The organism is Saccharopolyspora erythraea NRRL 2338 (assembly GCF_000062885.1).
Taxonomy (GTDB): domain Bacteria; phylum Actinomycetota; class Actinomycetes; order Mycobacteriales; family Pseudonocardiaceae; genus Saccharopolyspora_D; species Saccharopolyspora_D erythraea.
Genome location: NC_009142.1, coordinates 8143978 through 8169963 on the forward strand (window position 1 = coordinate 8143978; position 25986 = coordinate 8169963).

26 protein-coding genes and 1 pseudogene are annotated in these 25986 nt (G+C 71.2%); 11 read left to right on the plus strand and 16 right to left on the minus strand.

Going from position 1 to position 25986, the window contains the following annotated elements:
- Nucleotides 1-63 precede the first annotated feature (63 nt).
- Complete coding sequence (clpX, locus tag SACE_RS35395; RefSeq protein ID WP_009948357.1) at nucleotides 64-1362, plus strand: ATP-dependent Clp protease ATP-binding subunit ClpX; 1299 nt, start codon at nucleotides 64-66, stop codon at nucleotides 1360-1362.
- Between the two features lie 2 nt (nucleotides 1363-1364).
- Here clpX and SACE_RS35400 read toward each other — a convergent pair whose 3' ends face one another.
- The 3 genes from SACE_RS35400 to SACE_RS35410 form a co-directional block, all read right to left on the minus strand.
- Complete coding sequence (locus SACE_RS35400; protein ID WP_009948356.1) at nucleotides 1365-2480, minus strand: methyltransferase; 1116 nt, start codon at nucleotides 2478-2480, stop codon at nucleotides 1365-1367.
- A 175-nt stretch (nucleotides 2481-2655) separates the two neighbouring features.
- Complete coding sequence (locus tag SACE_RS35405) at nucleotides 2656-3600, minus strand: helix-turn-helix transcriptional regulator (protein ID WP_029621830.1); 945 nt, start codon at nucleotides 3598-3600, stop codon at nucleotides 2656-2658.
- A 53-nt stretch (nucleotides 3601-3653) separates the two neighbouring features.
- Nucleotides 3654-4592, minus strand: coding sequence for a GlxA family transcriptional regulator (locus SACE_RS35410; RefSeq protein ID WP_011875319.1), 939 nt, complete (start codon nucleotides 4590-4592; stop codon nucleotides 3654-3656).
- Nucleotides 4593-4675: 83 nt separating this feature from the next.
- On the opposite strand from SACE_RS35410, the gene SACE_RS35415 reads away from it, so the two are divergent.
- The gene (locus SACE_RS35415; RefSeq protein ID WP_009948353.1) at nucleotides 4676-5617 is read left to right on the plus strand and encodes an NADP-dependent oxidoreductase; all 942 of its coding nucleotides are present in this window, start codon (nucleotides 4676-4678) and stop codon (nucleotides 5615-5617) included.
- Nucleotides 5618-5628: 11 nt separating this feature from the next.
- Entirely contained in the window at nucleotides 5629-6276 is a 648-nt protein-coding gene (locus SACE_RS35420; protein WP_009948352.1) for a class I SAM-dependent DNA methyltransferase, read from the plus strand.
- 23 nt (nucleotides 6277-6299) lie between these two features.
- Here the strand turns inward: SACE_RS35420 and SACE_RS35425 are convergent, their stop codons facing one another.
- Together SACE_RS35425 and SACE_RS35430 are read right to left on the minus strand one after the other, a co-directional pair.
- Nucleotides 6300-6902, minus strand: a complete 603-nt coding sequence (locus tag SACE_RS35425; RefSeq protein ID WP_009948351.1) for a class I SAM-dependent methyltransferase — start codon at nucleotides 6900-6902, stop codon at nucleotides 6300-6302.
- Nucleotides 6903-6920: 18 nt separating this feature from the next.
- A complete protein-coding gene (locus tag SACE_RS35430) occupies nucleotides 6921-7235 on the minus strand; it encodes a hypothetical protein (protein ID WP_011875321.1) in 315 nt (104 codons plus the stop codon).
- A 91-nt stretch (nucleotides 7236-7326) separates the two neighbouring features.
- On the opposite strand from SACE_RS35430, the gene SACE_RS35435 reads away from it, so the two are divergent.
- Together SACE_RS35435 and SACE_RS35440 are read left to right on the plus strand one after the other, a co-directional pair.
- Entirely contained in the window at nucleotides 7327-7911 is a 585-nt protein-coding gene (locus SACE_RS35435) for a helix-turn-helix domain-containing protein (RefSeq protein WP_011875322.1), read from the plus strand.
- A 70-nt stretch (nucleotides 7912-7981) separates the two neighbouring features.
- Nucleotides 7982-8803, plus strand: a pseudogene (locus SACE_RS35440) (GNAT family N-acetyltransferase); the annotation flags it as partial.
- Here the strand turns inward: SACE_RS35440 and SACE_RS38130 are convergent.
- Nucleotides 8746-9540 carry an MBL fold metallo-hydrolase gene (locus tag SACE_RS38130; protein ID WP_009948347.1) on the minus strand — a complete coding sequence of 265 codons (795 nt, stop codon included), beginning with the start codon at nucleotides 9538-9540 and terminating at the stop codon, nucleotides 8746-8748. The pseudogene SACE_RS35440 and the gene SACE_RS38130 sit on opposite strands and share 58 nt — an antisense overlap.
- On the opposite strand from SACE_RS38130, the gene SACE_RS38135 reads away from it, so the two are divergent.
- On the plus strand, nucleotides 9475-9885 hold the full coding sequence (locus SACE_RS38135) for an ABATE domain-containing protein (RefSeq protein ID WP_331386509.1): 411 nt from the start codon (nucleotides 9475-9477) through the stop codon (nucleotides 9883-9885). The genes SACE_RS38130 and SACE_RS38135 overlap by 66 nt on opposite strands.
- Nucleotides 9886-10004: 119 nt before the next feature.
- The gene (locus SACE_RS35450; protein WP_009948345.1) at nucleotides 10005-10493 is read left to right on the plus strand and encodes a GNAT family N-acetyltransferase; all 489 of its coding nucleotides are present in this window, start codon (nucleotides 10005-10007) and stop codon (nucleotides 10491-10493) included.
- 36 nt (nucleotides 10494-10529) lie between these two features.
- Here SACE_RS35450 and dnaB read toward each other — a convergent pair whose 3' ends face one another.
- From dnaB to SACE_RS35480, 6 genes are all read right to left on the minus strand, one after another.
- Nucleotides 10530-11924, minus strand: a complete 1395-nt coding sequence (gene dnaB, locus SACE_RS35455; protein WP_009948344.1) for a replicative DNA helicase — start codon at nucleotides 11922-11924, stop codon at nucleotides 10530-10532.
- 610 nt (nucleotides 11925-12534) lie between these two features.
- Nucleotides 12535-12987 carry a 50S ribosomal protein L9 gene (gene rplI, locus SACE_RS35460; protein WP_009948342.1) on the minus strand — a complete coding sequence of 151 codons (453 nt, stop codon included), beginning with the start codon at nucleotides 12985-12987 and terminating at the stop codon, nucleotides 12535-12537.
- 20 nt (nucleotides 12988-13007) lie between these two features.
- The gene (rpsR, locus tag SACE_RS35465; RefSeq protein ID WP_009948341.1) at nucleotides 13008-13247 is read right to left on the minus strand and encodes a 30S ribosomal protein S18; all 240 of its coding nucleotides are present in this window, start codon (nucleotides 13245-13247) and stop codon (nucleotides 13008-13010) included.
- Between the two features lie 50 nt (nucleotides 13248-13297).
- A complete protein-coding gene (locus tag SACE_RS35470) occupies nucleotides 13298-13777 on the minus strand; it encodes a single-stranded DNA-binding protein (protein ID WP_029621827.1) in 480 nt (159 codons plus the stop codon).
- A gap of 59 nt (nucleotides 13778-13836) precedes the next feature.
- On the minus strand, nucleotides 13837-14193 hold the full coding sequence (gene rpsF / locus SACE_RS35475) for a 30S ribosomal protein S6 (protein ID WP_011875325.1): 357 nt from the start codon (nucleotides 14191-14193) through the stop codon (nucleotides 13837-13839).
- A gap of 161 nt (nucleotides 14194-14354) precedes the next feature.
- The gene (locus SACE_RS35480; RefSeq protein WP_009948338.1) at nucleotides 14355-15317 is read right to left on the minus strand and encodes a hypothetical protein; all 963 of its coding nucleotides are present in this window, start codon (nucleotides 15315-15317) and stop codon (nucleotides 14355-14357) included.
- 129 nt (nucleotides 15318-15446) lie between these two features.
- Between SACE_RS35480 and SACE_RS35485 the strand changes: the two genes are divergently transcribed.
- Both SACE_RS35485 and SACE_RS35490 read left to right on the plus strand, forming a co-directional pair.
- Nucleotides 15447-16217: a deoxyribonuclease IV gene (locus tag SACE_RS35485; RefSeq protein WP_009948337.1), complete on the plus strand. Its 771-nt coding sequence runs from the start codon at nucleotides 15447-15449 to the stop codon at nucleotides 16215-16217.
- Nucleotides 16218-16305: 88 nt separating this feature from the next.
- Nucleotides 16306-17601 (plus strand): glycosyltransferase family 87 protein, encoded by a 1296-nt coding sequence (locus tag SACE_RS35490; protein ID WP_009948336.1) that lies wholly within the window; start codon nucleotides 16306-16308, stop codon nucleotides 17599-17601.
- A gap of 3 nt (nucleotides 17602-17604) precedes the next feature.
- Here the strand turns inward: SACE_RS35490 and SACE_RS35495 are convergent, their stop codons facing one another.
- The 3 genes from SACE_RS35495 to SACE_RS35505 form a co-directional block, all read right to left on the minus strand.
- Nucleotides 17605-19227 carry a glycosyltransferase family 87 protein gene (locus tag SACE_RS35495; protein ID WP_011875326.1) on the minus strand — a complete coding sequence of 541 codons (1623 nt, stop codon included), beginning with the start codon at nucleotides 19225-19227 and terminating at the stop codon, nucleotides 17605-17607.
- 104 nt (nucleotides 19228-19331) lie between these two features.
- Entirely contained in the window at nucleotides 19332-22652 is a 3321-nt protein-coding gene (locus tag SACE_RS39880) for a transglycosylase domain-containing protein (RefSeq protein ID WP_011875327.1), read from the minus strand.
- A 103-nt stretch (nucleotides 22653-22755) separates the two neighbouring features.
- Nucleotides 22756-23160, minus strand: a complete 405-nt coding sequence (locus SACE_RS35505) for a DUF5318 domain-containing protein (RefSeq protein ID WP_029621532.1) — start codon at nucleotides 23158-23160, stop codon at nucleotides 22756-22758.
- 179 nt (nucleotides 23161-23339) lie between these two features.
- On the opposite strand from SACE_RS35505, the gene SACE_RS35510 reads away from it, so the two are divergent.
- Both SACE_RS35510 and SACE_RS35515 read left to right on the plus strand, forming a co-directional pair.
- On the plus strand, nucleotides 23340-23912 hold the full coding sequence (locus tag SACE_RS35510; RefSeq protein ID WP_009945775.1) for a PadR family transcriptional regulator: 573 nt from the start codon (nucleotides 23340-23342) through the stop codon (nucleotides 23910-23912).
- Nucleotides 23909-25033, plus strand: coding sequence for an inositol-3-phosphate synthase (locus SACE_RS35515; protein ID WP_009945774.1), 1125 nt, complete (start codon nucleotides 23909-23911; stop codon nucleotides 25031-25033). The genes SACE_RS35510 and SACE_RS35515 overlap by 4 nt, the downstream gene beginning before the upstream one ends.
- 82 nt (nucleotides 25034-25115) lie before the next feature.
- Here SACE_RS35515 and SACE_RS35520 read toward each other — a convergent pair whose 3' ends face one another.
- A complete protein-coding gene (locus SACE_RS35520; protein ID WP_009945773.1) occupies nucleotides 25116-25967 on the minus strand; it encodes a sensor domain-containing diguanylate cyclase in 852 nt (283 codons plus the stop codon).
- Between the last annotated feature and the right edge of the window lie 19 nt (nucleotides 25968-25986).

Here is a 25986-nt window from a genome sequence, read left to right on the forward strand (position 1 = left end):
CGTGGCCGACGCGGTGCTAGCGACGCGTTCGAGCCGTCCAGGCCCCCTTGAGGAGATCCCCGAGTGGCACACTTCGGCGACCGCGGCGACCGGGTTCGCTGCTCGTTCTGCGGCAAGACCCAGCAGCAGGTCCGCAAGGTCATCGCGGGCCCGGCGGGGGTCTACATCTGCGACGAGTGCGTCGAGCTGTGCAACGAGCTCGTCGAGGAGGAGCTGGCGCAGCAGGCCGCCGCCGACGCGCCGCGCGAACTGCCCAAGCCGCGCGAGATCGACGCCTTCCTCGACCAGTACGTGGTGGGGCAGCAGGGCGCCAAGCAGGCCCTCTCGGTCGCGGTCTACAACCACTACAAGCGGATCCAGCCCGAGACGACCGGCCGCGGACGGCACGCGACCAAGGAGGAACCGGTCGAGCTCGGCAAGTCCAACATCCTGCTGATCGGCCCCACCGGCTGCGGCAAGACGCACCTGGCCCAGACCCTGGCCAGGATGCTGGACGTGCCCTTCGCCATCGCCGACGCGACGGCGCTGACCGAGGCGGGCTACGTCGGCGAGGACGTCGAGAACATCCTGCTCAAGCTGATCCAGGCCGCCGACTACGACGTCGCCCGCGCGCAAACGGGCATCCTCTACATCGACGAGGTCGACAAGGTCTCCCGCAAGAGCGACAACCCCTCGACCACCCGCGACGTCTCCGGCGAGGGGGTTCAGCAGGCGCTGCTGAAGATCCTGGAGGGCACGACCGTCTCGGTGCCGCCGCAGGGCGGGCGCAAGCACCCGCACCAGGAGTTCATCCAGATCGACACCACCAACGTGCTGTTCGTCCTCGGCGGCGCGTTCGCCGGGCTGGAGAAGATCGTCGAGCAGCGCACCGGGCGCAGCGGCATCGGCTTCGGCGCCGAGGTGCGCAGCCGCCAGCAGCGCCAGTCCGAGGCCGCGCTCACCGACGCCCGGCCCGACGACCTGGTGAAGTTCGGCCTGATCCCGGAGCTCGTCGGCCGGCTGCCGGTGATCTCGACGTTGCAGCCGCTGGACCGCGAGACGCTCGTCCGCATCCTCACCGAGCCGCGCAACGCGCTGGTCAAGCAGTACCAGAAGCTGTTCCGGATGGACGACGTCGAGCTGCGCTTCACCGACGACGCCGTGGAGGCGATCGCCGAGCAGGCGATGCTGCGCGGCACCGGCGCCCGTGCGACCAGGGCGATCCTGGAGGAGGTCCTGCTGGACCTGATGTACGAGGTGCCCAGCCGGGATGACGTGACCGAGGTGGTCGTGGACCGCGGGTTCGTCCTCGACCACGTCAACCCGACGCTGGTGCCTCGCGACCAGCAGCCCGTTCGCGGTCGCCACGAGAAGTCGGCCTGACGCTATTGCCGGTGTCTCAGGCGCCAGAGCGAGGTCACCTCGGCGGAGCGCGCCGCGTGCAGCGGGTCGCCGGGGTCCCCGGCCCGCGGGTGCCTGGCGGGGACGTCGAGCCTGCCGGCGACTTCGAGGCCCGACTCGCGGATCCACTCCGACAACCGCGCCCGCGAGCGCAGGCCGAGGTGTTCGGCCAGGTCGGACAGCACGAGCCAGCCTTCGCCGCCGGGTTCCAGGTGGTCGGCGAGCCCCGCGAGGAAACCGCGGAGCATGCGGCTGCCCGGGTCGTACACCGCGTTCTCGATCGGCGTGGTCGGTTGAGCCGGGATCCACGGCGGGTTGCAGACGACGAGCGCGGCGCGTCCGGCCGGGAAGAGGTCGGCTGCCTCGACCGAGACGCGGTCCGCGAAGCCCAGGCGTGCGATGTTCTCCCGCGCGCACGCCAGCGCGCGCGGGTCCTGGTCCGTCGCGACGATCCGTGCCACACCGCGGTGTGCCAGCACCGCCGCCAGGACACCGGTTCCGGTGCCGATGTCGAAGGCGACGCCGCCGGTGGGCAGGGCTGCGGTGGCGACCAGGTCGACGTACTCGCCGCGCACCGGGGCGAACACCCCGTAGTGCGGGTGGATTCTCGCGCCGAGCGCCGGGACCTCGACGCCCTTGCGCCGCCATTCGCGCGCACCGATGACGCCGAGGAGCTCCCGCAACGACATCACGTACGGTTCCGGCGCCGGGCCGAGGACGTCCAGGCACGCCGCCCTGACGTCCGGTGCTCGCCGCAGCGGGACGACGTGGCCCGCGTCGACCGGCACCAGCAGCATTCCCAGCAGGCGAGCCCGCACGGCCTGCCGTTTCCGCTGCTGCTGGAAGGAAAAATCGCCCGGCCGACGGGCGTCCACGCGCCGTCGCAAGGCGTGCATGAGGTTGCGGGCGTTGTGGTAGTCCCCTCGCCAGAGGATCGCCGTGCCGTCGCGGACGTGGCGGTGCGCGGTGGACGCGGGCATGCGGTCGTCGGCCACGACCACGTGCCGGGGCGCGGCCTTTCCGCTCTCGGAAACCCAACGTGCGCAACGGAGTTCGCCGTCCTCGCTCCAGCGCAGGACGTCGCGGTGCTGACTGCTCATCAAGTCCGTTCCTGCTCGAACGCCCGGGTTTTCCGGGCGTGAGTGGGCAGCGCGTGAGCTTTGGTGCACACGCGCGGGAAGCGGAGCGGGATGCCGCTAGAACACCACCGAGGCGTGGCGCGGAGCAGTCATGAGCCGGGAGCGTAGTCGCGCGGTCAGCGGCGTGGGAACCGGATTACGCGCCAGTGGCGCGGTGGACCCGGTCGGCCATCGCGCGCAGGTACTCGAGCAGTTCCGGCGGTTCGTGCACCTCGAACTCGCAGCCGAGCATCGTCAGCCGGAACGCCAGCCACTCCAGCGTGTCGGCGTTGCTGCGCAGCAGGCAGGAGTTCTCGTCGATCGCGGTCACGTCACCGAAGTAACCGCCGAACTGCTCGGCGGGCGCGTGCAGCGTCACCACGGCGTGGTAGGTCTCCGCGAGGCTGCGCAGCTTGTTCTTCACGTACGCGGCGGCGTCCTCGGCGGGCAGCTCGCGCGGGGCGGTCCGGGCGCCGGTCGCCAGCGGCCGTTCGATGCGGTCGACGCGGAAGATCCGCCAGTCGTCCCGGCCGTTGTCGTAGGCGACCAGGTACCAGCGGTGGCCGTAGGACACCAGGCGGTGCGGCTCCACCAGGCGGCTGCTCTCGGTGCCGTCACCGGTCCGGTAGGCGAAGCGCAGCTTCTCGTGGTTGGCGATCGTCGCGGCCAGCACGGCCAGGCCGTCCGGCTCGACGGTCGGCCCGTACCCCGGCACCCGCAGCGTCGCCTTGTTCAGCGCGCTCACCCGGTAGCGCAGCCTCGACGGAAGCACCTGCTCCAGCTTTGCCAGCGCCCGCACGGACGCCTCCTCGATCCCGGCGACGGCCTGCCCGGCCGCGGTGCGCAGCCCGACCGCGATGGCCACCGCCTCCTCGTCGTCGAGCAGCAGCGGCGGCATGGCCGAGCCCGCGACCAGGCGGTATCCGCCCGCCGCGCCCATCGTCGCCTCCACCGGGTAGCCGAGGTCGCGCAGCCGGTCGACGTCGCGGCGGATCGTGCGCGGGCTGACCCCGAGGCGCTCGGCGAGCTCGCTGCCCGGCCACTCGCGCGGGGTCTGCAGGAGTGACAGCAGGCTCAGGAGACGTCCGGGCGTGTCGGTCATGCGGTCGAGCATGCCAGGCATCTGGGCCGGGAACCGTCCTACATCGGCAAGCGTCAGCGGGTGGCGCGGAAGGTACGGCGGTAGGCCAGCGGTGAGACGCCGATGGCGGCGTGCATGTGCTGGCGCAGCGAGGTTGCGGTGGCGAAGCCGACCTGCTCGGCGACCTGGTCGATCCCGAGGTCGCTGGACTCGAGCAGGTGGCGGGCCTTGGACACGCGCTGCTGGATCAGCCACCGGCCGGGGCTGACGCCCACCTCGTCGCGGAAGCGGCGGGCGAACGTGCGCATGCTCATCCGCGCGTGCGCGGCGAGGTCGGCCAGCGCCAGCGGCGAGTGCAGGCGTTCCAGCGCCCACTGGCGGGTCGCCGCCGTGCCGGCGCCGGAGGGCTCGGGCACCGGCTGCTCGATGTACTGCGCCTGACCGCCGTCGCGCCACGGCGGCACCACGCAGACCCGCGCCACCCAGTTGGCCACCTCGCTGCCGTGGTCGCTGCGCACGACGTGCAGGCAGACGTCCACACCGGACGCGGCGCCCGCGGAGGTCAGCACGTCGCCGTCGTCGATGAACAGCACGTCCGGATCGAGCGCCACCCGCGGGAACAGTCTCCGGAAGCGGTCGGCCAGCGCCCAGTGCGTCGTCGCCGGGCGGCCGTCGAGCAGCCCGGCCGCGGCGAGGACGAACGCGCCGGTGCAGATCGACACGATGCGCGTGCCGGGGCGGACGAGAGCGAGCGCGCCGGACAGCGGATCACTCAGCTCACCGTTGGCCAAAGCCATGTCGAACGGCGGGATCACGACGGTGTCGGCGGTGCCCAGGACCTCGGGGCCGTGCCGGACCGCGATGTCGAAGTCCGCGTCGCTGCGCACCGGCCGCCCGTCGACGGTGCAGGTGAGCACGTCGTAGCGGCCGTCGGCGGCCCCGAAGATCCGCTTCGGGATGCCGAGCTCGAACGGGTACACGCCCTCCAGCGCGAGGACGACCACTCGATGCATGGCACGATCCTATCGAACAATGACCTTCCTGCCAGTTTTCGCACCCACCGGTAGCCGGGCAGCCTGGGGCCATGAGCACAACGATGCGGGCGATCAGCCAGGACACCCTCGGCGGTCCCGAGGTCCTGAAGGAAGTGGAGCTCCCGCGGCCCGAACCGGGGCCCAGCGAGGTGCTGGTGCGGGTGCACGCGGCGGGCCTGAACCCGACCGACTGGAAGCACCGCGCCCACAAGCTGTTCCTCGGGCCGCCGCCGTTCGTCCTCGGCTGGGACGTCTCCGGCGTGGTCGAGGAGACCGGCACCGGCGTCACGCTCTTCAAGCCGGGCGACGAGGTGTTCGGCATGCTGCCCTACCCGCACGGCGTCGGCTCCCACGCCGAGTACGTCACCGGGCCGGCGCGCGCGTTCGCGCGCAAGCCGTCGCAGCTCGACCACGTGCAGGCGGCGGCGGTGCCGCTCGCGGCGCTGACCGCCTGGCAGGCCCTGGTCGACACCGCGCGGGTGCAGCCCGGCCAGCGGGTACTCGTCCACGCCGCCGCGGGCGGTGTCGGGCACATGGCGGTGCAGATCGCCAAGGCCCGCGGCGCGCACGTCATCGGCACGGCCAGCGAGGGCAAGCACGAGTTCCTGCGCGCCATCGGCGCCGACGAGCTGGTCGACTACCGCGAGGCCGACTTCGCCGACGTCGTCCGGGACGTCGACGTCGTGCTCGACACCATCGCGGGCGACACCCGCACCCGGTCGCTGCGCACCCTGCGTCCCGGCGGCCTGCTGGTCTCGATCCTCCCGTACGGGAAGGACGAACTCGACGCCGAAGCGCAACGGCTCGGGGTCCGCGCCGAACTGCTGCTCGTCGAGGCCGACCACGCCGGGATGAACGCGATCGCCGACCTGGTCGAGCAGGGCGCGCTGCGTCCCAGGGTCGAGGCGACGTTCACCATGCCCGAGATCCGCAAGGCGCACGAAGCCGGAGAAACCGGTCGCACGACCGGGAAACTGGTACTCGTGGTCCGCGACGACGTATAGCGTTGTCGCCCGTGACCGAACCCTCGCACCTGACCATCACCAGGGCGGCTTACGACGCCATCGCCGTCGACTACGCCCAGCACTTCCGGGCCGAGCCGAGCAACGCGTTCGGCCGGGCGATGCTCGGGGCGTTCGCCGAGCTGGTGCGGGGTTCGGGTCCGGTCGCCGACCTCGGTTGCGGGCCCGGCAACGTCACGGCCCACCTGCACTCGCTCGGGCTCGACGTCTTCGGCGTCGACCTGTCGCCCAAGACCGTCGAGAACGCGCGGCGGCTGCACCCGGACCTGCGGTTCGACGTGGGGTCGATGACCGAGCTGGCGCTGGCCGACGGCGCACTCGGCGGCATCGTCGCCTGGTACTCGGTCATCCACACCCCGCAGGAGCTGCTGCCGGAGTTGTTCGCCGAGTTCCACCGGCTGCTGGCGCCGGGCGGCCACGTGCTGCTCGCGTTCCAGGTCGGCGACCAGCCGTTGCACCTGGCCGAGGCGTGGGGTCACCGGATCGGCCTGGACTTCCGGCGGTTGTCCCCCGACCACATCACCGAACTGCTCGAACAGGCCGGATTCGCGGTGGCGGCCCGGCTGGTGCGCGAGCCCGACCCCGCCGAGGCGCCCGCCGAGCCGGTGCCGCAGGCGCACCTGCTGGCCCGGCGGTCGTAGCGGGTCGGCCTGCCGGAGCGCCGCTACCGCAGGCGTCGTGCTCGCAGGACGATGTCGTTGGTGTGCTGCGTGCCCGCGGGTGCCGGAGCGGTTCGTGGACGGGTTTCGTCGACCAGGACGGTCCAGCTGTCGTCGAGGAGCTCGGCGATGTCGTCGGGCTGGTAGTAGTCGCCGGGGTCGAAGCCGTGCTCGTTGTCCGGGGGCACGTCGGCCGGGTCGTGGCTGGCGAAGAGGAGGGTGCCGCCGGGTGCGACGGCGGCCAGCAGGCCGCGGAGCGCGATGTGGTCCGGCTCGTGCCGGAGCGGGAAGTACTGCACGGACACCAGGTCGAACGCGTCGGCCGGTGGTGGCGTGGTGGTCAGATCGCCGTGCGTCCACGCCACGCGACCGGTGACGTCCGTACCGGCCGCGGCAGCGCGTCGCAGGGCGACGCGGGACACGTCGACCGCGGTGACCTGCCAGCCGCGCCGGGCCAGCCACAACGCGTCGGCGCCTTCACCGCAGCCCACGTCGAGCGCCTGCCCCGGCGGCGTGCCGGCGATCTCGGTGACGAGCACCCCGTTGGGGTTGCCGCTGAAGAGCTGGTCGCGGCCGCTGTACAGGTCGTCCCAGAACTGTGCGTCCATTTGTCCTTACCTCGCTGGTCAGTTGTTGTTGAGCAGGCCGTGGCGCCGGTCGCCGACGACCTGTGGGCAGATGCGGGCTTCCGACTCCGGTGAGAAGGGATCGCGCCGGGTCTCAACGGCGCGGCGGGTGTCCTCGGCGATCAGGTCGGCGTTGATCGCACTCGCCGCCGCGGAGCCGGACGCGGCTGCCGCGAGGACGTTCGCGGCGGGATCGGCGAGGTCGCCCGCGACCCGCACTCCAGCGCCCGGAGCGGGATCAGCTCGCCGGTGCACAGCCGGCCCACCACCGACGATCACCACGTCATACCGGCTGTTCCGGGACTCCTGGGTCATCGCGACCACCTCCGGCACCAACCTGCCCCCGCCGAGGGTGAACCGGCAAAGTTCTTTGCTGGAAGTGCAAAACGTTCGGCACAGTGGAGGTATGAGCGACGAGTTCGACACCGTGCTCAGCGCCGTCGGCCCGCGACTCCGTGCGCTCCGCCGCCGCAGCGGCGCGACCCTGACCGCCCTGTCGGAGACCACCGGCATTCCGGTCAGCACGCTTTCCCGGCTGGAGTCCGGGCACCGCAAACCGGGCCTGGAACTGCTGCTGCCGCTGGCGAATGCGTACCAGGTGCCGCTCGACGAACTCGTCGGCGCACCGGCCAGCGGCGATCCCCGGGTGCATCCCCGTCCGATCACCCGCAACGGCATGACCGTGATCCCGCTGACCCGCAAACCCGGTGGTTTGCAGGCGTTCAAGCAGATCCTCCCGGCCGGACCCACCGACGTCGAACCCGATCCCCGCTCGCACGAGGGCTATCACTGGCTGTACGTCCTCAACGGGCGGCTGCGCCTGGTGCTCGGCGACCAGGACCTGGTCCTGACCGCCGGCGAGGTCGCCGAGTTCGACACCCACCTCCCGCACTGGTTCGGCAACGCCGGCACCCAGCCGGTCGAGTACCTGAGCATCCTCGGGCCGCAGGGCGAGCGCTTCCACATCAGAGCCCGCCCCCGACGCGCCTGACCGATGCACCTTTCCCGCCGGGACAGCAAAATCGGTCGCATCGGCGTTCGGCGCGTACTACACAGGGCGGATGGCCGATCCCCACCCGCTTCGTCCCATCACCGACGACGAGTTCGAAGCCTGGGCTCGGATGATCGCCGACACCTACGGCATGGACCGCTCCGACGCGGAGATCGTCAACCAGCGCGCGGCCACCGACCTGGATCGCACCATCGCCGCGTTCGACCAGGAAGTCCCTGTTGGAGGCGTTTCCCTCTATCCCCGGGTCCTGACCGTCCCCGGCGCACTCGTGCCCGTCGCGGGCGTCGCCTCGGTCGGCGTGGCTCCGACGCACCGGCGCCGTGGAATCCTCACCGCGATGATGCGTCGGCAGCTCGCCGACCTGCACGAGCAGGGCCGTGAACCGGTTGCCGTGCTACGTCCTTCCGAAGCCGCGATCTACGGTCGCTACGGCTACGGCCCCGCCACGCAGGGGAACCGAATCCGTTGCGAGAAGCGCTCCATGTCCTTCCGCCCCGGCACGGGCTTCGGCGAGGGAACGGTCCGGCTGGTCGATCGTGCTCAGGCACGCCCGTTGATCGAGAAGGTCTACGACCAGGTCAGAGCGTCCTCGGTCGGTTGGCCGGACCGAGCCGACTGCCATTGGAACGTGCGTCTCTTCGACGAGGCATACGCACGCGGCGGCACGACCTCGCTGCGATTCGCCCTGCACCAGGAACCGGACGGTCAGGCCACCGGCTATGTCTGCTACCGGCACAAAGGCGGACAGGACGCGCTGGGCAACGACAGCAGCGCGGTTCTGGTCGAGGAGCTGGCAGCGGTCTCGCGTTCCGCCTACGCCGCGCTGTGGCGCTTCCTCGCCGGTATCGACCTGGTGCGGTGGATCGAATACGAGGGCGCCGTGGACGAACCGTTGCCGCACATGCTGGCGGACCAGGTCCGGCGGGAGCCGGGTGAGGCTGCCGAAACTGGGGAGAAGATCCAGCCACTCGTCCCGGGTGCAGGACCACTCCCAGTCGAAGCTCCACTGCTCGGGTGCGCTGAACGCGCCTGCCCGCCTGAGCTGACGTAGACCGTGGGCAGATCCTCGGCGGTCAGGACGAAGCCGACGACCTCCCCGGTGATCGCTTCGACCTCCTCGCGCGGTCCGGGGCCGTGGAGGGCGGGCACGCCGGTGACGGTGAGCGTGCCGCCGTCGGGGCGGTCCAGCTCGATCGACTCCCAGTCGGCCAGTCCCCTGGCCCGCTCGCCCAGGCGGCGCCCGCCGCCGGGCGTGGTGAGGGTGAGCGGGACGTCGGCGAGCAGCGCGCGTCCGGAGTGGTCGAGGTTGTCGGCGTGCTCGTCGTGGGAAAGCAGGACCACGTCGACACGGCCCAGGTCGGCGGGGGTGCCGTCGGCAGGGGCGGTCTTGGTCAGGACGGCGCCGCTGGGCGTCGGGTAGTCGCCGGGGGCGTCGAAGGTCGGGTCGGTCAGGAACCGCAGGCCGCCGTACTCGAAGAGGGCGGTCGGGCCGCCGAACAGTGGCTCGTCGACCGCGGCCTCGCTCCCGTCGACACCGGCATGATGGAGATGTGCGCCACCCTGTTGCGCTCCCTGCGCGAGCAGGTCCGGGCCCTCCTCGCCGCCCACACCGCCGGCCGGCCCGCCCCCGACGGGGCGCTGGCCGCCGTCAACGACGCGCTCACCCGCGCCCCCGCGGCCTCCCTGCTCCGCTGGGACCCGGCCCGCGGCCTCTACCGCGAGACCGCCCACCCCACCACGCAGATCGTCGAGCACGCCCTGGCCGTGCTCGCCGCCGACACCGCGGACCTGCTCACGAGCCCCGACGCCGAACGCCTCACCGCCTGCGCCTCCACCCCCTGCAGCCGCTACCTGCTGCGCACCGGACGCCGCCACTGGTGCTCCACTCGCTGCGGTGACCGCGCCCGCGCCGCCCGCGCCTACGCCCGCCGCACCCAGGCCACAACGAGCTGAACGGACAGCCGAAACCCGGCAGCCGTTCTGCAGGTCTCGAATTCGTGGCACTTCTTCGCGAGTTGTGGCCGTGCGACTGGTCGGCTGTGCCTGCGTCCGTGCTGATCTAATGTGCCGCCATGGCGCTCAACCTCCGGCCGCTCGCGCTCGACGACGTCGCTGCCGTGCACGACTGGGCCCGCTTGCCGGAGTCGTGCCGCTTCCAGGCGTGGGGACCCAACACTTACGACCAGACGCGGGCATATGTGCGGGCCGCGGTCGCGGCACCTCCGAACCGGCTGGTGTTCGGGGTCCTCGTCGACGGCGACGTTGTGGGCACTGCCGAACTGAAGCTGCACGGCCCGAGCACCGGCGAGATCGCGTACGCGGTGCATCCACGGCTGTGGGGCAAGGGCATAGCTACGGCTGCGGCGCGAGAGCTGTTGCGCATGGGCTTCGGCGAGCACGGGCGGCACCGCATGTTCGGCACCTGCGACCCGCGCAACCTCGCCTCGGCGGCGGTGTTGCGCAAGATCGGCATGCGGTACGAGGGCCGGATGCGGGGTACGGCGTACGTTCGCGATGGCTGGCGCGATTCGGACCTGTACGCGATCCTCGCCGACGACTGATCCCCGGCTGCACCGATCCCCCGGCAGCGCCCGACGCTATTCCTGGGCCATGTCCACGAAACGGCTGTAGTGCAGCTGGTGGGCCACGGTGATGGTCGACGTCGGACCGGCGCGGTGCTTGGCCAGGATCAGGTCCGCCTCGCCCATGCGCGGGTCGTCGCGCTCGAAGGCGTCGGGGCGGTGGATCAGTATGACCATGTCGGCGTCCTGCTCCAGCGAACCCGACTCGCGCAGGTCCGAAAGCTGCGGCTTCTTGTCCGTGCGCTGTTCGGGACCTCGGTTGAGCTGCGAGATCGCCACCACCGGCACCTCGAGCTCCTTGGCCAGCAGCTTGAGGTTACGCGAGAACTCCGAGACCTCCTGCTGACGCGACTCGACGCGCTTGCCCGAGGTCATCAGCTGCATGTAGTCGACCACGATGAGCTGGATGTCGTTGCGCTGCTTGAGCCTGCGGGCCTTCGCGCGGATCTCCATCATCGTCAGGTTCGGCGAGTCGTCGACGAACAGCGGCGCCTCGCTGATCTCGCTCATCCGCCGCGCCAGCCGCGTCCAGTCGTCGTCGGTCATCCGGCCGCCGCGCATGTCGCCGAGCCGGATCCGGGCCTCTGCCGAGAGCATTCGCATCACGATCTCGGTCTTGCCCATCTCCAGGGAGAAGATGACGCTGGCCAGGCCGTGCTTGATCGACGCCGACCGGGCGAAGTCCAGTCCAAGCGTCGACTTGCCCACACCGGGTCGAGCCGCGACGATGATCATCTGGCCCGGGTGCAGGCCGTTCGTGACGGCGTCGAGGTCGGTGAAGCCGGTCGGGATGCCCAGGGACTCGCCGCCGCGGGAGGCGATGGCGTCGATCTCGTCCATGGTGGGCTGCAGGAGGTCCTCGAGGGCGGCGTAGTCCTCGCTTGTCCTGCGCTCGGTGACGTCGTAGATCGCGGCCTGCGCGCGGTCGACGACCTCCTCGATCGGCGAGCCCTCCGAACCGTGGTAGCCGAGCTGCACGATGCGCGTGCCGGCCTCGACCAGCCGACGCAGCAACGCCTTCTCGGCGACGATCTCGGCGTAGTAGCCCGCGTTCGCTGCGGTCGGCACCGTCGCGATGAGGGTGTGCATGTACGGGGCGCCGCCGACGCGCAGCAGTTCCTGCCTGCGGTCGAGCTCGGCGGAGACGGTGATCGCGTCGGCGGGCTCACCGCGCCCGTACAGGTCGAGGACGCAGTCGTAGATGGCCTGGTGGGCCGGCCGGTAGAAGTCGTTGGGCCGCAGCACTTCCACGACGTCGGCGATGGCGTCCTTGCTCAGCATCATGCCGCCGAGGACGGACTGCTCGGCGGCGATGTCCTGCGGGGGCTGACGTTCGAACGACCCGTCGTAGTTCGCGGATCCGCCGCCGCCGGGGGAAGGTTCGGCTCCTCGTTCGTCGGCCAACGTCACCGGTACCTGACACCTCCTCGAGGACCACCGCGCCGGGCGCGACGCGATGAGGCGACCTGTGCGCACGACAGGTCATGTGCCCGGGCACGACGCCGATGCCGACCCGTGCAGCCGTCGGACGCAGTCTGGCGCGCGAGCGCTCAAGATCACTCGCAGTTGCGACACCACACGCGCGGAGAAGCTAGATCGCCCGCTTGGAGCAGGCAAGCCGAGCTGTGGACAAACCCCGGGACAACCTGTGGACAGCTTGTGGAAGCCTGGGGACAACTGTCCCCCAGGCTGCTGGACCGCTGGGGACAACCTGGGGACAACCGGTCAAGATCGACCAGAAACCCCAGCTCAGCGGGTGTGTGCAAGCTGTGGAAGAAATCCGGGGAAAACTCTCGGCGTGTCGCGAGCGAGCTCGTTCTTCGGCGTGTCGGAACGCGATACGTCTACCAGGTCGGGAGTGACCAGGACTACGTCATCAGGGTGACGACGCCCCCGTATGGATCAAGAAGGACCAGAACGGGGGCGCCATCCGCGAAACCCGGCGGGGTGCCGGTCCGGTCGAGCCCGGGGACCGGCATCATCCGCTCGATCGCCGCCGACGACGGCCGGCGGCGTCCGTTCAGCTCGCGGCGGAGATCTGAACGCTGACCGACGCCTTGACGTCGGGGTGCAGGCGCACGTCGACGGCGTGCTTGCCCAGGGACTTGATGTGCCCGCGGGTGTCGACCGAGCGCTTGTCCAGGTTCGGGCCACCGGCCTTGCGCACCGCGGAGACGATGTCGGCGGCGGTGATCGAACCGAACAGCTTGCCCTGCTTGGAGACCTTGGCGGTCAGCGTGACCGCGCCCAGGCCCTGCAGCTGCTGCTTGAGCTCCTGGGCGTGCTCCAGGTTGCGGACCCGCTTGGCCTCCTGGGTGCGGCGGATCGTCTCGACCTGCTTCTGCGCACCCTTGGTGGCCACGATCGCCAGGCCGCGGGGCAGCAGCAGGTTGCGGGCGTAGCCGTCCTTGACCTCGACGATGTCGCCGGACTCGCCGAGGCCGGTCACGTCAGCGGTGAGGATGATCTTCACGACGTGTCTCCTTCCAGCGATCAGCGAGCGGTCGAGGTGTAGGGCAGCAGCGCCATCTCGCGGGCGTTCTTCACCGCGATGGCGACGTCGCGCTGGTGCTGGCTGCAGTTGCCGGTCACGCGACGGGCACGGATCTTGCCGCGGTCGGAGATGTACTTCCGCAGCAGCGTCGTGTCCTTGTAGTCGATGCTCTGCGCGGCCTTGTCCTTGCAGAACACGCAGACCTTCTTCTTCGGCTTGCGCACGGGCGCCTTGGCCATCGGTCTTCCTCCTGAGCGAAAACTTCTGTCTTTGGTGCGGGGTGGCGCCGTCAGAAAGGCGGCTCGTCGCTGAACCCGCCGCCGGAACCGGCAGGCGGGGCCGAGCCCCACGGGTCGTCCGCGGGCGGGGCGCCCCCACCGGGGCCGCCGAACCCGCCACCGCTGCGGCTGACCTTGTTGACCTTCGCGGTCGCGTAGCGCAGCGAGGGGCCGATCTCGTCGACCTCCAGCTCGACGACGGTGCGCTTCTCGCCTTCCTTCGTCTCGAAGGAACGCTGGCGCAGCCGGCCCTGCACGACCACCCGCATGCCGCGGGTGAGCGACTCGGCGACGTTCTCCGCCGCCTGCCGCCAGATGTTGCAGCGCAGGAACAGCGCCTCGCCGTCCTTCCACTCGCCGGTCTGGCGGTCGAACGTCCGGGGGGTGGAGGCGACCGTGAAGTTCGCGACCGCGGCGCCGGACGGGGTGAAGCGCAGTTCCGGATCGGCGGTCAGGTTGCCGACCACCGTGATTACCGTTTCACCAGCCATCGCCTGGGACTCCAGCTCTCCTAGATGCGGGCTCGCCTGCTAGCTGCGCGCGGCGCAGGTCAGACGGACGCCTCGGGACGGTTCTTGGCCTTGGCAGCGGCACGGGCGACGCGGGCGGCCTTGCGCGGCTCCACGACGCGGCGCAGCACCTTGGTCCGCAGCACCGTCTCGTTGAGGTTCAGCTGGCGGTCGAGCTCCTTGACGGAGGCCGGCTCGCTGTTGAGGTCGAGGACCACGTAGATGCCCTCGGCCTGCTTGTCGATCTCGTAGGCGAGCCGACGGCGACCCCAGACGTCGACCTTCTCGACGCTGCCACCGTCGTTGCGGATGACGTTGAGGAAGTTTTCCAGTGACGGAGCGACAGTGCGCTCGTCCAGGCTCGGGTCGAGGATGACCATGAGCTCGTAATGACGCATGAAGACCACTCACCTCCTGTGGACTCACGGCCACGGGCTCTCCGTGGCAGGAGGGTCGTCGCGTCGACGAACCGTTCAAAGGTAGCAAGGGCGCCCGACAGGCCTCACCCGGGGCCTCACGCCGCAGGTCATGGCCGGTCCGCGGCCGAACCCGCCCCTGGTCACTGCCTCCGCAGGACCCACGTGCGCACGAGCGCGGCGGTCAGTCCGGCGATCGAGACAGCCGCCAGCAGCACCGGCAGGGCCACCCGGTCGCCGCCGGTGGTGGGCAGGGCCTCGGCGTTGCCGACGGCGCGGACCTGCTCCTGCTCGCGCTGCTTCTGCTGCTGCTCGGCCCACGGCCTGGTCAGCGTGCCGACGTCGGGTGTGAAGCCGGGCACCTGGCCGTAGCGGGCCCACGGCGGCAGCGAGCCGGGCACGTAGGAGTAGTTGCCGGGCACCGCCCGGTAAGGCGCGGCGGCGCCCTGCGCGGCGTACGCCTCGGGCGGTAACGGCGCGCCGGGAGGCGGGGCCTGCACGTCGTCGCTGGTCGGCGTCTCGGACGGCACGGTCTGCGGCGGAGGCGGCGCGGGCTGCGGATCCGGGGCGGGCGCGGGCGGCGGCGGGGGAGGCGGTTCTTCCGGCGCCTCGGCGTTGACGGTGACGGCGTTGCCGATGCTCACCAGGTTGCCGAAGTGCCAGCTGACCGCGTCGACCTTGTCCTCGGGCAGGCCGAGCTGGGCGATGCGGGGCTTGGCGGCCCGGGCGATGTCCCCGCCGGAGTAGAAGGTGCGGCCCTCCCCGGCGGTGCCCAGCGGGATCGGCGGCAGCTCGCGGAACCGCTCGACGGCGTCGGCGGCCGCACCGAAGTCCAGCGGCATCGCCAGCAGCACCGCCTCGCGGACCTTGAGGTCCATGGTCGACGGCGACAGCGCGACCGACTGGCCGACCACGGCGTCGACCACCGCCAGCGAGCGGTCGACGACCAGCGTGTCGGCGGCGGCGGCGGTGCCCGCGCCGAGGAACGTGCTCGCGGTGATCGCCAGCCCGACCAGCCCGGCGGCGGCGCCGCGTCTGGCCCGCCGCACCAGCGGGTTGGGCCTGCCGTCGCACCCCCGCGCGTCCGGTGCCGATCCTTCACCCATGGCGAGACCTCCCCTGCGCTCCGGCGCACGAACACCGTCGACCTTCTCAGAGGGATCAACTGCGCAACACCCTCGAGGTGATGCGTCAGGGCCGAATTCGGCGGAAATCCCACGATCTAAGCTGGGCCCATGCGCATCGGTGCCCACGTCCGCGACGACGATCCCGTGTCCGCCGCCGCCGAGCGCGGCGCCGAGGTCGTCCAGTTCTTCCTGTCCGACCCCCAGGGCTGGAAGGCCCCGAAGCCGCACCCGCAGGCCGACGAGCTGCGCGAGAGCGACCTGGCGGTGTTCATCCACTCCCCGTACGTGATCAACGTGGCGTCGCTGAACAACCGGATCCGCATCCCGTCCCGCAAGCTGGTCACCCAGCACGCGAAGGCCGCGGCGGCGGTCGGCGCGCAGGGCCTGGTGGTGCACGGCGGGCACGTGACCAAGGACGACGACCCGGCCGAGGGCGTGGCGAACTGGCGCAAGATGTTCGAGCGCCAGGCCGACGAGGGCGGCTTCGAGGTGCCGGTGCTGATCGAGAACACCGCGGGCGGGGCCAACGCGATGGCCCGCCGGTTCGACGCGCTGGCCCGGCTGTGGGACGCGGTCGGCGAGTTCGGCGCGGGGTTCTGCCTGGACACCTGCCACGCGCACGCCGCGGGCGAGGAACTGCTCGACGTCGTCGACCGGGTCAAGACGATCACCGGCCGGATCGACCTGGTGCACCTCAACGACTCCCGGGACGGCTTCGGCTCGTCGCGGGACCGCCACGCCAACATCGGCGCCGGGGAGATCGACCCGGAGCTGCTGGTCGCGGTCTGCTCCAGCGCCGGAGCCCCGGTCGTCGTGGAGACGCCGGGCGAGGGCCAGGCCGACGACATCGCCTACCTGCGCGAGCGCTGCCCGTCGTGACGCCTCGCGCCGCGCGGCGCGGACGCCCTGCACCGGACCCACCCAGGAGGTCGCCATCAGCACTGCGGGCGCCGGCCGACGGCTGACGATGGCCGGCCTGGTCGCGTTGTGCCTGCTCACGGCCGCGACCATGTTCCTCGGGTACGCCAACAAGTTGCGCTGCACGGGGCCGGAGTTCAACGAGTGGGGCCGGTCGGAGCCCGCCTACCAGGAACGCTCCTACGGCGAGGTCTGCTACTCCGACATCCAGAACCTCTGGATCGGGCGGGACATCGACCGGCACACCTTCCCCTACGTCCACGGCGGCATCGACGAGGACGGTTCGCTCTACGGCGGTGTCGTCGAGTACCCGGTGCTGTCGGGCCTGGTGATCTGGCTCGGCGCGCTGTTCGTGGAGACCGACGCCGGGTTCCTGGCGGCGTCCGCGCTGCTCATGGCGCCTTTCGGGCTGGCCGTCGCGTGGTGGCTGGGCCGGTTGAGCGGCTGGCGGGCGCTGCTGTGGGCGTTGGGCCCGCCGCTGGTGCTCTACGCCTTCCACAACTGGGACCTGCCCGCGGTGGCCTGTTCGGTGGCCGCGGTGTTCGTGGTGCACCGGTGGACGTCGGTGCCGTTGCGCAGGCGGGCGCTGCTCGGTGCCGTGCTGCTCGGGGTGGGGTTCGCCTTCAAGATCTACCCGGGCCTGTTCGTGATCCCGCTGGCGCTGCACGTGCTCACCAGCGGTTCCCGGCGGTTCGACGTCAAGGGCGCGTTGCAGGTCGTGGGGGTCGCGGCGGTCACCGTCCTCGTCGCGAACCTGCCGTTCGCGCTGGCCGGGTTCCGGGGCTGGCTGGCGTCGTTCCAGTTCCAGTCCGACCGCCGGATCGACCTGAGCACCAACTCGATCTGGTACTGGGGCTTCCGCGCCTACACCGGCAGCGACGAGTTCCAGGCGGTCATGGGCGTGGTGTCGCCCGTGCTGATGCTGCTGTCGTTCGCGCTGGCGTGCCGGCTCGGCTGGCGCAGGTACGTCCGCACCGGCCGCTACCCCTGGATCCAGGTGTCGGCGGCGATGCTCTGCGGGTTCCTGCTGCTGCACAAGGTGCACTCGCCGCAGTACACGCTGTGGCTGCTGCCGTTCTTCGTGCTGGTGTCGGTGCGGTGGGAGTGGATCGCGGCGTACCTGCTGGCGGACGCGGCGATGGGCATCAGCATCTTCCGCTGGCTGTACCTGTCGATGGAGGGCGAGCCCAGCGGCATCCACGACGGCTTCACCGCGCAGGCGCTGATGATCGGCGTCTGGGGCCGCGCCGCGCTGCTGGTCGGGCTGTTCGCGGCGTTCCTGGCGGCGCGCAGCCCGGTCGACGACGACGAACGCGCCGAGGTCCGAGAGCTGCGGACGGCCTGACGGCTACGACGGCTGCCCTGCCGGGACCCGGTCGGCGCCGCCTCGGTGGCGCAGGCCGGGCAGGGTGAAGCGGTCCCGCGCACCGTCCAGGAAACCGCCGCACGGATCGTCGGCGACGGGCGCGGTGCGGTTACCGCGCAACGCCAGCGTGGTGCGGACGCGGTCGCGGGCGGGGTCGAGGATCTCGCGGACGACGAGCACGCACAGGGCGACGACCACCGCGTCCCGCAGGACCACCGCGCCCAGGAACCAGCCCTCGGGCAGGCCCTTGTTGCCGGTGCCGAGGTAGTAGTACATGCGCGGCGCCCACACCAGCGCGTCGACGAGCATCCACGACAGCAGCAGCCGCCAGCGCGGGATCGCCAGCACCGCCAGCGGCACCAGCCACAGCGAGTACTGCGGGCTCCACACCTTGTTGGTCAGCAGGAACACCGCGACCACCAGGAAGCAGAGCTGCGCCAGCCGCGGGCGCACCGGGGCGGCCAGCGCGAGCCAGGCGATGCCGGCGCAGGCCAGCACGAACAGCGCCCCGCTGACGAGGTTGAGCACGACCGGGGCCTGACCGGACGCCAGCGGCCCGTCGAAGCCGGGCCAGCCGGTGAAGTAGGACAGCGCGTTGTAGAGGGAGTCCGGGTCGGCCGGGCGTTCGGCGTTGAGGCGGAAGAACTCCCGCCATCCGGTCGGGTAGAGCAGAAGGATCGGCAGGTTCACCGCCAGCCAGCTCACCGCCGCCGCCAGCAGCGTGTGCATCCCCTCGCGCAGCCGGCCGGAACGCAGGCACAGCACCAGCAGCGGTCCGAGGAAGAACAGCGGGTAGAGCTTCGCCGCACCGCCCAGGCCGATCAGCACGCCCGCGAGCACCGGTCTGCGCCGCGACCACGCCAGCAGCCCGGCGGTGCCGAACGCGGTGGCCAGTGCGTCGAAGTTGGTGAAGACGTGCACGAACGCCAGCGGGCTGACCGCGGCCAGCGCGGCGTCCCACACCCGTCTGCGGCACAGCATCACCAGCGCCCACACCGTCGTCAGCCACGCCGCCGTCAGCCAGAAGACGCTGACGTTGAAGTACAGGACGGTGATCATCATGGCCGGCAGCCAGCCCATGCTCGCCAGCGTCGACCAGCCGTCCGCAATCTTGGCGTTGACCCACTGGAACAGCCCGGTGAGCACCGGGTACTCCATGTACCGGACCTTCTCCTGCGGGGTGCCCGCCCTCTCCAGCCACGCCGTCTTGTACGGGAAGACGCCGTCCGGCGCGAGGTCGCCCATGCCGTAGCGCGGGATGATGTCGGTGTAGCACATCGCCGTGTACTGGCGGCTGTTGCGCCAGTCGAGCTGCTGGCCGTTCTTGGTGTCGTAGGTCTGCAGGCACGGCGCCTTGAACAGGAAGCCCGCGGCGAGGGTGAGCGTCGCGAGCAGCAGCACCACCCGCAGCGGTGTCCAGAACCACTGCCTGCCGACCTGGGCGTGCCTGCCGAGGGGCCCGCCGAACGGCCTGCTCAGGCGCAGGGCCACCGACTCGGTCCAGGTCGGGGCCACCCGGTCCGCCGGACCGAGCGAGTCGCCGTCCACAGCCGCGCTCACGGGCTCGGACGTCTCGGTGCTGGCTTTCTCGGGCGAGGTGGACACGCCCCGGGATGCTACGGCGTTGGAACGCCGACGACCCCTGGGCGGGTGGATCACGCCACCTCGGCCCAGGGGTCGTCCTGCTCAGCCGCGCCGATCGCGCGGGGTCAGCCGCCGAACTCGCGCGTCGGCGGCGCCACGTTGCCCGGTCCGCCGTTATTCGGGTCGCCGCCGTTCTCCTCGTCGTCGCAGCCGAACCAACCGCACGGCTGCTCGCCGGAGGTCTGGGTCTCCGACGGCTCCTCCGAACCGCTGGTCTGAGACGTCGGCGGGGCCGAGGTCGTCGGCGGCGCCGAGGTGGTCGGCGGGGCCGAGGTCGGCGGCGGCGGAGGAGGCAGCGTGTCGTACTGGCCGATCGGGACGGCCTTGTCGAACTTCTCCACCGGTTTTCCCTCGAGGTAGGCGTTCATGAACAGCTGCCAGATGTCGCCGGGCACCCCGGATCCGTAGATCGGCTTGCCGCTGATGTCCTTGATCGGCAGGACCGGGTGCTCGGCGTCGTTGGCGCCGAGCGACACCGCCGCCGAGATCTGCGGGGTGTAGCCGACCATCCACGCCTTCGAGTTGTTCTCGGTGTCCAGGTACTGGTGGGTACCGGTCTTGGACGCGACCGGGCGGTTGCCCTTCAGCCCGAGGTCGGCTTCCTTGGCCACGTTGAGCAGCGTCTCGGTGACGTTGGCCGCGATGTTCTTGCTCTCGTCATCATCGTCGGAGAACGCCGGCTCGGGCTTCCAGTCCTGGTGCAGCTCGATGGTGCCCGAGGAGCTGCTGATGCTCTGCACGAACCGGGGCTTGACCCGCGTGCCCTTGTTGGCGAACGTCCCGTACGCGCTGGCCATGTCTATGGTCCGCACCGGGTACATGCCCAGCGCGATACCGGCGTCGACACCGCCGTTGGAGCTGCGCAGGCTCGGCTTGCCGTTGTACTTGTCGGGGATCCCCGCCTGCTGCGCCGCCTCGGCGACCTTGGGGGTGCCGATGTCCGCCGCCATCTGGACGAAGACGGTGTTGACCGACTTGGTCATGGCCTCGCGCACACCGCACGAGGTCGGGACGTCGCACTTGATGCCGCGGGCGTTGGCGAACGGTGTGCCGAGGATCGTCCGCGGCGACGAGCCGTCGTAGACCTCGCCGATGCCCTTGCCCTGCTCCAGAGCGGCCGCCACGACGAACGGCTTGAACGACGAGCCCGGCTCCTGCATCGCGTCGGCGTAGTCGAAGCCGCCGGCCTCGTTGCCGCCGTGGTACGCCTTTACGCCGCCGGTCTTTGGGTCCACCGCGACCAGCGCGGGCCTGAGCTCGGGCCGCTGGCCCTTGGTGGCCTCGGCCACGGCCTCCTCGGCGGCCTTCTGGGCGGCCGGGTCTATGGTCGTGTTGATCGTGAACGCCCCGCGGGACAGCGTGCTCTCGTTGTAGCCCGCCTTGTCCAGCTCGGCCAGCACCTGCTTGAGGACGTGGCGCTGGTTGGGCGACATCGACCGGGTGCTGCGCCACTCGTCGCGGGGCAGCGTCACCGGCAGCGTCATGTTCGCCCGCTCGGCCTTGCTGACGAAGTTGTTCTTCACCATCTGGCCGATCACGTACTCCCAGCGCTCCTGGCCCTGGACCGGGTCGTAGCGCGGGTCGTTCTCGGTCGGGCGCTGCACCATGCCCGCCAGGACCGCGGACTCGGCGGCGTTGAGCTCCTTCGGCGACTTGCCGAAGTAGGCGTTGGCGGCGGAGTCGATGCCGTAGGCGCCGCGACCGTAGTAAGCCGTGTTCAGGTAGGCCATCAGGATCTCGTCCTTGGGCCGCTCCCTGGTCATCTTCAGGGCGAGCACGACCTCCTTCACCTTGCGGACGTACGGCGACTCCTTGCTGGTGAGGTCCTGGTCCAGCTTGATGTACTGCTGGGTCAGCGTGGAACCGCCGCCGACACCGCCGCCGCTGACCATGAAGTAGGCCGAACGCGCGATGCCCATGATGTCGAAGCCGGGGTTGTCGTAGAACGTGGCGTCCTCGGCCGCGAGCGTCGCGTTGCGCATCGGCTCGGAGACCTCTTCGCGCAGGTTCCGGATCATCTTGCGCGGCTTGCCGTCGTTCGGCGTGTACCGCGTCATGACCTCGCCGTTGGCGTAGTTCAGCGTGATCGTCTGGTCCGTCTTCGCGGCGGTCGCCTCCGGGTTCGGCACCGGCCAGGCGAAGTAGCCGTAGGCGAAGACGGCGGTGGGCACCAGGATCATCAGTGCGGCCGCGACGTAGCAGGACCGCCGGATGCGCCGCCACATCGTGCGCCTGCGCGCCTTCTTGGCCATCAGCTCGTCGTCCGGGTCGCCGAAGTCGCCGTCGGGGTCGTCGTCGGCATGGTCGCCGTCCCGGTAGTCGTCGTAGCCGTCGTCGTGCGCGTCCGCGGTGTAGGGGTCGTCGTAGTCGTAGGCGTCGTCCCCTGAGGCGGCCTCGTCCGCGTAGTAGTTGTAGCCGCCGCTGGACTCCTGGTGCGTGAGCAGCTTTGGCTCCGGCGCCGACCCTCCGGCGGCCTGCCCCGCGGCACCGGCCGCGCCGGCCGCACCGCTGCCCGCGGCACCGGCGGCACCTGCCGCACCGGCGCCCGCGGCCGCCGCCCCCAGGGCAGCAGCGCCCGCGGCGCCCGCCGCTGCGGCGCCACCACGCCGGGTCGCGTCACCGCGGTCGCCAGGATGCTGCGGGATGTTCTCGGTCGGCTGCTCGCCGGGTGGCGCCTGGGGCGGACGTCCGGGCGGCGGCGGTACCCGCCGCGTCCCCTGGCCGGCCGGGCCCTGCCCGTCCGGACGCGGACCGCCGGGCCCCTGCTGCGCCCCGGGCCCCTGGGAACCACCCGGGCCCTGCGGGCCGCCGGCCGGAGGCCGCTGGCCGGGACGCTGCCCGCCGGGCGGAGGTGGTGGCCCCTGGCGCCCCGCCGGAGGAGGCGGAGGCTGCTGCGAGTAGGTGGTCGGCAGGTCGAGGTTGCCCCCTCCGCCGTTGCCGCCACCGCGGCCCGCGCCCTGGTCGCGGCCGCTCAGGCGGTCACCGAGCGACGACGAGTCGTCATCGTCGTCGTCGAACGACGGCTTCCAGGCACCGGTCCGCTCCTGCGGAGGCTCCGCCTCCGGCCAGGCCGGACCGCCGGGCGGCGGCGCCGGGCGCTGCTGCCGGGTGCCCTGGTCGCCGCCGCGGCCGCCCGCGGGCGGCTCGCCCGGCCACTGCGGCCCTCCGGCAGGCGGCCTGCCCGGCGGTCCGCCGGGACGCCCCTGACCGCGCGGCGGTTGCGGCGGACCCTGCGGCGGGCGAGCCTGGTCGCCGGGCCGCTGCGGCGGTCCCGGGCGTTGCGGAGCCGGTGGCGCGCTTCGGTCGTCGGGTCTGCCGAAGTCTCGACCGTCATTGGGCTGCCGCGAGTGGCGGCCGCGGTCGCGGTCGTCACGCTCGTCGTTCACGAGTTGGCCTCCAGGACAGGCGTCATGGGACGCCGGGCGATGCGTTCACGTCGGGGGTCCGCCGCACCGGGTGCGGACGGCCGTGCCGGGGGACACGGCCTGTTCACTCTGCCGCAGTCTTGCGCCGGGACCGGCGGTTGTTCAACCCGCCCGTCCCGAGGACGTACGACTGCACCAGGTGGTTCCAGCTACATGTGCGGCATACCTCTACGACATAGACGTTGAACTCTTCGAACATGGTCGCCATCCGGGCGAGCTCCTCCGGGGCCCGCGCCGACCCCGAGGCGTGCTTTAGCTCATCGCCGAATACCCACGAGACCAACGTCAGCGGTTCCTTGCGGCACACCGGGCAGGTCACGTCGCTGGGCTCACCATGGAACTTCGCGGCCCGCAGCAGGTACGGGCCGGCGTCGCAGACCTCCATCACCCCGACGCGGCCAGAGTGGACCTGCGCGAGCAGCGACCTGCGCTGCAACGCGTAATCCACCACCTGCCGTTGGGTCCGCACGACCACAGGGTACGTGCCGGAGGCGAACGCTCCATGCGCCGTTCAGGGCAGCCACCACGACCGCGCTGACCAGGTGTGTCGGGAACAGCACATCCCGACCGCCGAATTCGGCACCCGATATATCGGGGCGATATGATGCCCCGCTGGCGAGCCGATCGTCCGGCCATGAGGAGGTGCGCATGCTCGAGCTGGCCGTGCTGGGTCTGCTGCATGACGCCCCGATGCACGGTTACGAGTTGCGGAAGCGGCTGAACGGCCTGCTCGGAGCGTTCCGCGCCTTCTCCTGCGGAACGTTGTACCCGACGTTGCGCAGGCTGCTGCGGGCCGGGCTGATCGAGGAGGAGGCGTCCGGACCGGGCAACGGCCTGGGACGGCGCGCCAGGAGGGTGTACCGGCTCACAGCCGCGGGTAGGAAGCGGTTCGCCGACCTGGTCGGGGACTGCGGTCCGCAGGCCTGCGACGACGACGCCTTCGGGGTGCACGTGGCGTTCTTCTCGCGGACGCCTGCCGAGGTCAGGATGCGGATCCTGGAGGCGCGCAGGCGGCGGGTGGAGGAGCGCCGGGAGGGGCTGCGTTCGGTGCTGACCGGTGGTGGGCTGGACCACTACACCACCGCGCTGCACGAGCTCGGCCTGGAGCACAGCGAGCACGAGGTTCGCTGGCTCAACGAGATCATCGAGCACGAACGGGCGGGCTCGGACGCCGGCGGGCCACTGGGAGGCCGGCGGGAATCGCGAGGACACGACAGATGACCAAGAAGGAGGGCCCTGCCATGGGCGCAGACCGCCGCGGTGCAGGAGCGGTACGGGTGGCGATCGTCGGGGTCGGCAACTGCGCGGCGTCGCTCGTGCAGGGTGTCCACTACTACGCCGACGCCGACCCGGACACCCGGGTCCCGGGCCTGATGCACGTGCAGTTCGGCGACTACCACGTGCGTGACGTGCAGTTCGTCGCCGCGTTCGACGTCGACGCCAAGAAGGTCGGCCGCGACCTCTCCGAGGCCATCGTCGCCAGCGAGAACAACACCATCAAGATCGCCGACGTGCCGCCGCTGGGCGTGACCGTTCAGCGCGGGCACACCTACGACGGTCTCGGCCGCTTCTACCGGGAGACGATCGAGGAGTCCGACGAGGAGCCGGTCGACATCGTCCGCGCGTTGCGCGAGGCCGAGGTCGACGTGCTGGTGTCCTACCTGCCCGTCGGCTCGGACGAGGCCGACAAGTTCTACGCCCAGGCCGCCCTCGACGCGGGCGTGGCCTTCGTCAACGCGCTGCCGGTGTTCATCGCCTCCGACCCGGAGTGGGCGAAGAAGTTCGCCGACGCCGGGGTGCCGATCGTCGGTGACGACATCAAGTCGCAGGTCGGGGCCACCATCACGCACCGGGTGCTGACCAAGCTGTTCGAGGACCGCGGCGTGCACCTCGACCGCACGATGCAGCTCAACGTCGGCGGCAACATGGACTTCCTCAACATGAAGGAGCTGGAGCGGCTGGAGTCGAAGAAGACCTCCAAGACCCAGTCGGTCACCTCCCAGGTCCAGCGCGACCTCGGCAAGCGCAACGTGCACATCGGCCCGTCGGACTACGTGCCGTGGCTCGACGACCGCAAGTGGGCCTACATCCGGCTGGAGGGCCGCGCCTTCGGCGACGTGCCGCTGAACCTGGAGTACAAGCTCGAGGTCTGGGACTCGCCGAACTCGGCGGGCATCATCATCGACGCCATCCGCGCGGCGAAGATCGCCAAGGACCGCGGCATCGGCGGCCCGGTCCTGTCTGCTTCCTCCTACTTCATGAAGTCGCCGCCGGAGCAGTACTCCGACTCCGCGGCCTACCAGGCCGTCGAGGACTTCATCGACCGCAAGCGCGAGAACTGACCCCGCGCGAACCTGCCCGTCACGCGAAGACCGCCGGAGGCGTGCCTCCGGCGGTCTTCGCCGTCCGCGGACCGCGCGGCACTCAGCGCTGCAACTGCTGTTCGGCTCGGGCGAGCACGGAGTGCACGGTGGCGTGACCGTCGGTGGTGACCCAAGACACGCGCAGGCCCGGGCGCACGCGCCTGCGCCCGATCCGCATCGGCCACCCGGCGGTCTGGCGGATCTGCTCGGCGATCTCCTCGCCGGTGCCGCTGGGGTGCTCTGCGATCACCGCGAACTCGTCGCCGCCGTAGCGGGCGACCGTGCGGTCGTCGCTCATGCCCTCGCGCAGCCGTGCCGCGAGCGTGGTGAGCAGTTCGTCGCCACGTTCGAAGCCGTGCTGCTGGTTGAACTCGGCCAGCCGGTGCACGTCGACCAGCACCAGCGTGGCCAGCGTGCCGTTGAGCCGCGCGCGCACGAGCGACTGCTCGAGCCGGTCGAGCAGCAGGATGCGGCCGGGCAGGCCGGTAAGCGGGTCGATCAGGCCGCGGCTGTGCGGCACGTCGGTCTGCACCGGTTGCAGCAGCATCAGCACGCGGCTGTGGCCCTGCACGCGGACCGCGTGGTAGTCCGCCCACAGCCGGCTCTGCGCGCGACCGCCGCGCACGATCACCATGGGCGTGGACAGCGGCGACCCGGCCCGCAGCACCTGACCCGCGAGCTCGGACCAGTCCGGCATGGGCGCACCGGTGTCGTCGCGGGCCTGCCAGTCCTCCGGCCGCGTCCCGGTGAGCACGTCGGACCTGTCTAGCTGCAGCAGTTCCGCGGCCACGTCGTTGGTGGCCAGCACCTGGCCACGGTGATCGGTGAGCAGGACGCCGACGGTCAGCCCGGTGATGAGTTCATCCCAGACCGGCGTGAGCTGAGCCGGTGTGGTCACATCGAGGACACTCATTCGGCCCCCTCCTCCCCAC